Source organism: Nocardiopsis lucentensis DSM 44048, from assembly GCF_000341125.1.
GTDB lineage: Bacteria > Actinomycetota > Actinomycetes > Streptosporangiales > Streptosporangiaceae > Nocardiopsis > Nocardiopsis lucentensis.
In genome coordinates this window covers 1-5,110 of record NZ_ANBC01000842.1, presented here as the reverse complement: position 1 = coordinate 5,110, position 5,110 = coordinate 1, and the positions used below count along the sequence as shown (strand labels likewise).

General features: G+C 71.7%; 6 protein-coding genes and 1 riboswitch. Of the genes, 1 reads left to right on the top strand and 5 read right to left on the bottom strand.

Annotation, left to right across the window (positions count from 1 at the left end; translation table 11 throughout):
- The 4 genes from D471_RS0129220 to D471_RS0129205 all read right to left on the bottom strand — a co-directional run.
- Positions 1-347: LytR/AlgR family response regulator transcription factor (locus tag D471_RS0129220; RefSeq protein WP_017601899.1), on the bottom strand; the 347-nt coding region annotated here is incomplete at its 3' end.
- The gene (locus D471_RS0129215; protein WP_017601898.1) at positions 344-1,360 is read right to left on the bottom strand and encodes a sensor histidine kinase; all 1,017 of its coding nucleotides are present in this window, start codon (positions 1,358-1,360) and stop codon (positions 344-346) included. The genes D471_RS0129220 and D471_RS0129215, both read right to left, overlap by 4 nt.
- 291 nt (positions 1,361-1,651) lie before the next feature.
- Positions 1,652-3,331 (bottom strand): solute symporter family protein, encoded by a 1,680-nt coding sequence (locus D471_RS0129210; RefSeq protein ID WP_017601897.1) that lies wholly within the window; start codon positions 3,329-3,331, stop codon positions 1,652-1,654.
- A complete protein-coding gene (locus D471_RS0129205; protein ID WP_026128197.1) occupies positions 3,328-3,708 on the bottom strand; it encodes a DUF485 domain-containing protein in 381 nt (126 codons plus the stop codon). Before D471_RS0129205 ends, D471_RS0129210 begins: the two co-directional genes overlap by 4 nt.
- 405 nt (positions 3,709-4,113) lie before the next feature.
- Positions 4,114-4,174, top strand: a riboswitch (guanidine-III (ykkC-III) riboswitch).
- Positions 4,175-4,207: 33 nt separating this feature from the next.
- Between D471_RS0129205 and D471_RS0129200 the strand changes: the two genes are divergently transcribed.
- Positions 4,208-4,522 carry a DMT family transporter gene (locus D471_RS0129200; protein ID WP_017601895.1) on the top strand — a complete coding sequence of 105 codons (315 nt, stop codon included), beginning with the start codon at positions 4,208-4,210 and terminating at the stop codon, positions 4,520-4,522.
- A gap of 31 nt (positions 4,523-4,553) precedes the next feature.
- Here D471_RS0129200 and D471_RS0129195 read toward each other — a convergent pair whose 3' ends face one another.
- Positions 4,554-4,889, bottom strand: a complete 336-nt coding sequence (locus tag D471_RS0129195; protein WP_017601894.1) for a hypothetical protein — start codon at positions 4,887-4,889, stop codon at positions 4,554-4,556.
- Positions 4,890-5,110 lie beyond the last annotated feature (221 nt).

Sequence of the window (5,110 nt, the reverse complement as noted above, 5' to 3'; positions counted from 1 at the left end):
CCCCCCCCCCCCAGCCGCTCGGGACGGATCGGCTTGAGCAGGTAGTCGACGGCGCCGATCCCGAACGCCTCCACGGCGTGCGCCTCCGAGGCCGTCACGAACACGATCGACGGCGGCTCCGACAGCACGCTCAGCACCCGTGCCACGTCCATCCCGTCCAGACCCGGCATGAGGATGTCGAGGAAGGCCGCGTCGATCGTCGTCGTGCCCAGGAGCCGTACCGCCGTCGCGCCGTTCGAGGCGACCAGGACCTCCGCGACCTCGGGCATGTCCCCGAGCAGCGCGGCCATCTCCTGCCGGGTCGACGCCTCGTCCTCGACGACCAGGACCCTGAGCCGCGTCCTCACGGTGCCACCACCCCCCGGGTGAACCTCGGTACGCGCACGGTCACCTTCGTCCCCTCTCCGAGTGCGGTCTCGATCACCAGACCGTACTCGGGTCCGTAGACGGCGCGCAGCCGCTGGTCCACGTTGGCCAACCCCACCCCCCGCGACTCGGGACCGGTCCCCGCCAGCAACGACCGGGCCAGGTCCGGGTGCATGCCGACCCCGTCGTCCTCGATCTCGATCACGCACAGCGGCCCCTCGCCGTAGCCGGACACGCTGATGTGCCCGCGCCCCTCCTTCCGCTCCAGGCCGTGCCGGATGGCGTTCTCCACGATCGGCTGCACCACCAGGAACGGGACGGCCACCGGCAGCACCTCCGGTGCCATCCGCACGGTGATGTCGAGCCGGTCGTGGAACCGGGCCCGCTGAAGCTCGAGGTAGGTCTGGGTGGCCTCCAGCTCGTCGGCGACCGTCGCGTAGTCGCCCTTGTCGGAGAAGCCGTAGCGCAGGTAGTCGGCGAAGTCCGACAGCAGATGGCGGGCGCGGTCGGGGTCGGTGCGCACGAGCGCCGCGATCACGGCGAGCGCGTTGTGTACGAAGTGCGGGGAGATCTGCGCCCGGAGCGACCGCAGGTCGGCGGCGGCGATACGGGCGCGGGCCCGGCGCAGCGCCGCGTGGTCGAGGTGGTCGGCCACCAGGGCGGCGGCGGCCTCGATGTCGGCCTCGACGGCCTCGCCCACGACCACCAGCGCCCCGGACAGTTCGTCGGCCACCATGAGCGGGACCGCGTACACCGGGGTTCCGTCTGGAAGCCGGCCGCGTGTGCCGCCCCCGTACTCGAAGACCTGGGCGAGCAGCCCGTCCACGTCGGACGAACCGACGCGGCGGCCGTGGGCGGCGACGGGGCCGTCGAGGTCGGCGAGGACCACGCCGTCCACCGCGAGCAGTCGGCGCAGCCGCCGGGCGGCGGCGGGCACGCCCCGGCCGTGCAGCCCGTCCCGGAGGTCGAGTCCCAGGACGTGGACCTGGCGCATCAACTCGGCACTCGACGGGCGTTCCGGGGACGCCGGGCGCCGTCGGGAGGGGGACAACCGCGACAGCCACCTATATGACACGAAACGAGCCTATCCCAGCGGAATGTGTCGGTGCTCACGTTCGGGTCGCCTCCTCCGTCGGAACCCGCGCAGGGGTCGAGCCCGCCCCGGAGGGGTGGGGCGGGCTCGACCGTGGGGGAAACCGGGGCGGTGGCCGATCCCGTGGGGGGTGATCGGCCACCGTTGGCCGCCTCGGTTCCGTTGGTTTCGGTCAGTGCTTCCTCGTCCGCGTCAGTGCTGCGCCGCCTTCTCCGCGCCCGCACCGGTCAGGGCGCGGACCTGGAGGCGCGCGAACTTGTCGAAGTCGCGCTCCTTGGACGTGAGGGTCCCGACCACCGCGCAGAGCAGGCCCAGCGGCACCGACACCAGCGCCGGGTTCGGAATCGGGAACCAGGCGAAGTCGGCGCCCGGGATGAGCGCGTTCTCCGACCCCGACACCACCGGCGAGAAGAACACCAGGCCGACCGCGCTGATCAGGCCGCCGTAGATCCCGGCCAGGGCGCCCGCCGTGTTGAACCGCTTCCAGAACAGGCTGAGCAGCAGCGTCGGCAGGTTGGCCGAGGCGGCGACGGCGAAGGCCAGCGCGACCAGGAAGGCCACGTTGAGCCCCTGCGCGAACACGGCCAGGACGACCGCGACGACGCCGATCGCCATGGCGGTGATCCGGGCGACCCGGACCTCCTCCAGACCGCTCGCCTTCCCGCCGCGCAGCACCGAGTTGTAGAAGTCGTGTGCCAGCGAGGACGACGACGCGATGACCAGCCCGGCCACCGTGGACAGGATGGCCGCGAAGGCCGCCGACGCGATGAGCGCGAGCAGGACCGAGCCCGCGATCGGGCCGCCGACGCTCTCACCGACGGTCTGGGCCAACTGCGGTGCGGCGGTGTTGCCCGCCGGGTTCTGCGCGGTGATGGCCTCGTGCCCGACCAGCGCCGCCGCGCCGAAGCCCAGCACCAGCGTCATGAGGTAGAAGGTGCCGATGATCCCGATACCCCAGTTGACGGACTTGCGGGCGCTCTGGGAGTCCGGGACCGTGTAGAAGCGGATGAGGATGTGCGGCAGGCCGGCCGTGCCCAGCACCAGCGCCAGGCCGAGGCTGATCAGGTCCAGCTTGTTCCACATCGTCTGGACGGGGTCACCGGCCACCTCGACACCGAAGCGCAGACCCGGCTCCAGGAACGCGGCGCCCGCCTCACTGGCCTCGGCGGCGTCGCTCATCAGGGCGCCCAGGTTGAACCCGTACAGCGACAGGGTGAGCAGGGTCAGCAGCGCGGCGCCCGACATGAGGATGACCGCCTTGACGATCTGGACCCAGGTGGTGCCCTTCATCCCGCCGAGGGTGACGTAGGTGGTCATCAGCAGCCCGACCACCACGATGCCGACGACCTTGGCGACCTCGGCGCTCATCCCCAGGAAGGTCTCACCGGGCTGGATGCCCAGCAGCAGGGCGATGAGCGCGCCCGCCCCGACCATCTGGGCGAGGAGGTAGAAGATCGACACCACGACCGTGGAGACCGCCGCGGCGGTCCGGACCGGGCGCTGTCGCATCCGGTAGGACAGCACGTCGCCCATGGTGTAGCGGCCGGAGTTGCGCAGCAGCTCGGCGACGAGCAGAAGCGCGACCAGCCACGCCACGAGGAACCCGATCGAGTAGAGGAAGCCGTCGTAGCCGAACAGGGCGATGATCCCGGCGATGCCCAGGAAGGACGCGGCGGACATGTAGTCGCTGCCGATCGCCAGGCCGTTCTGGAGCGGGGAGAAGGAGCGCCCGCCGGAGTGGAAGTCGACCGCGCTGCGGGTGCTGCGGCTCGCCCACACCGTGATGCCGAGCGTGGCCGCGACCATGAGGCCGAAGAGGACGAGGGTGACGACGCGGCCGCCCTCGCTCGCCGCCTCCTGTGCGAGCATCATCGGCCGACCTCCTCGGTGACGGCGGGCAGTTCCTCGCGCAGTTGCGTCGCCAGGCCGTCCAGCCTCCCGCGCGCGTACGTCGTGTACAGCACGGCGATGCCGAAGGTGGTGACGAACTGGAGCACGCCGAACACGAGGGCGACGTTGACCGTGCCGAAGAGCACGGTGCCCATCAGGTCGCGGGCGAAGGCGGACATGAGCACGTAGAGCAGGTACCAGGCCAGGAACGCGAGGCTCATGGGGAAGACGAAGACGTAGAGGCGACGCTTGAGCTCGGTGAAGCGCGGGTCGCGGTGCATCTCGACGAAGGCCGCGTCTCGTGCGGCTTCCGTCCCGCCCGGCGGGGACGGACTCCCGGCCTGCTTGTCTGTTGCCATGGTGGACTCCTCTGGGGGATGTGCGGGGCCTACCGGTTACACCCGCGTTGCGCTGGTGTGACCTGCGTTACTCGGAACTGTAAGGAGGGACACGCCGGCGAGGGGAGGAGGTGCGCGTTCGCGAGCGCCGAACGCTGGGGCCGCGCGTCGAGTGGTCGCCGGCCGTGCGGCGAGCGGTCGTGTGGTGCGGTGAGCGGCGGGTGGGCGGTTCCGGGGCGCCGCGGCCCCGGGGCCACGCGCGACGGCTCCGTCCCCTCCCTGCCCGCCGACGGCCCGGCCCGTCGGCTCCACGGCGGTGATCCGTGCCTCCGCCCGGGGCGGAAGCCCCGTGCGGAGGGCGGCGTTGTACCGTACGGCTGGGCTGTGGCCTTCCGTCGGCGGGCGTGTTTCGCCCCCGCCATCGCGGACCGGCCCCCGGCACCCCGGACGAGGTGCGCCGTACCCGGCAGCGACAAGACGGCGCGGACATGTTCGCCGCGTCGTGGAGGCATCTCGGGTCATGGCTTGGATCGTTCTCGTGGTTTCCGGTCTGCTGGAGGCGGCGTGGGCCACCGCGCTCACCGCGTCCCAGGGGTTCACACGCCTGTGGCCCTCGGTCGTCTTCGGGGCGACACTCGTCCTGAGCATGGGCGGGCTGGCGTTCGCGCTGCGCACCATCCCACTCGGCACCGGCTACGCCGTCTGGGTCGCCGTCGGCGTCATCGGAACCGCCCTGGTCGGCGCGGTCCTGTTCGATGAGGGCATGAGCGTGGCCAAGGTGCTGTGCCTGGTGCTCATCGTGGCCGGGGTCGTCGGGCTGAAGTTCCTGCACTGACGTGTCCCGGAGGGGCGGAGCGCGTTCGCGGTCAGTCGACCCAGGTGCGGATGGTGTCCGCGCCCCCGCCCTCGGGGCCGGCGTAGTACTCGCTCTCGGTGTGGACCACGGAACCGTCCTCGTTGACCGTGGTCCGAACCACGGTCAACCGGGCCTCGAACCGGCCGAGGTGGACCGTGCGGTGCTCGTAGCCGATCTCGGAGCCGTTGGTCTCGGTGTCGGCCGCGGCCCCGGTGGCTCCCGCCGCGACCGTGCCCGCGGCGACGGCCAGGGTGAGGAGGGCTCGGCGAGACGTCCGCAGGAGGGCGGGGAAGGGTCCGTCCCCGTCTGTTGGTCGCGGGGGACGGTGGGTGCGGTGCTCGGTCAACGGTCGTCCTTCCGTCGCTGGTGGCACGTGAAGGGGAGGCCCCGCCAGGCGGAGCCTCCCCGGCCACGTGTGCGCCGACGCGTCGGCGCACGGTCGGTCTCATGGGTGCGGTCCGTGGCCCGGGGGCCGGAGCCGCTTCCATGAGCCTGTCTCATTCACGTCGGAACCAACGTGGAGGACACGCCCTTTGATGACACTCTGTGATTGTGTCATCGCCCGGG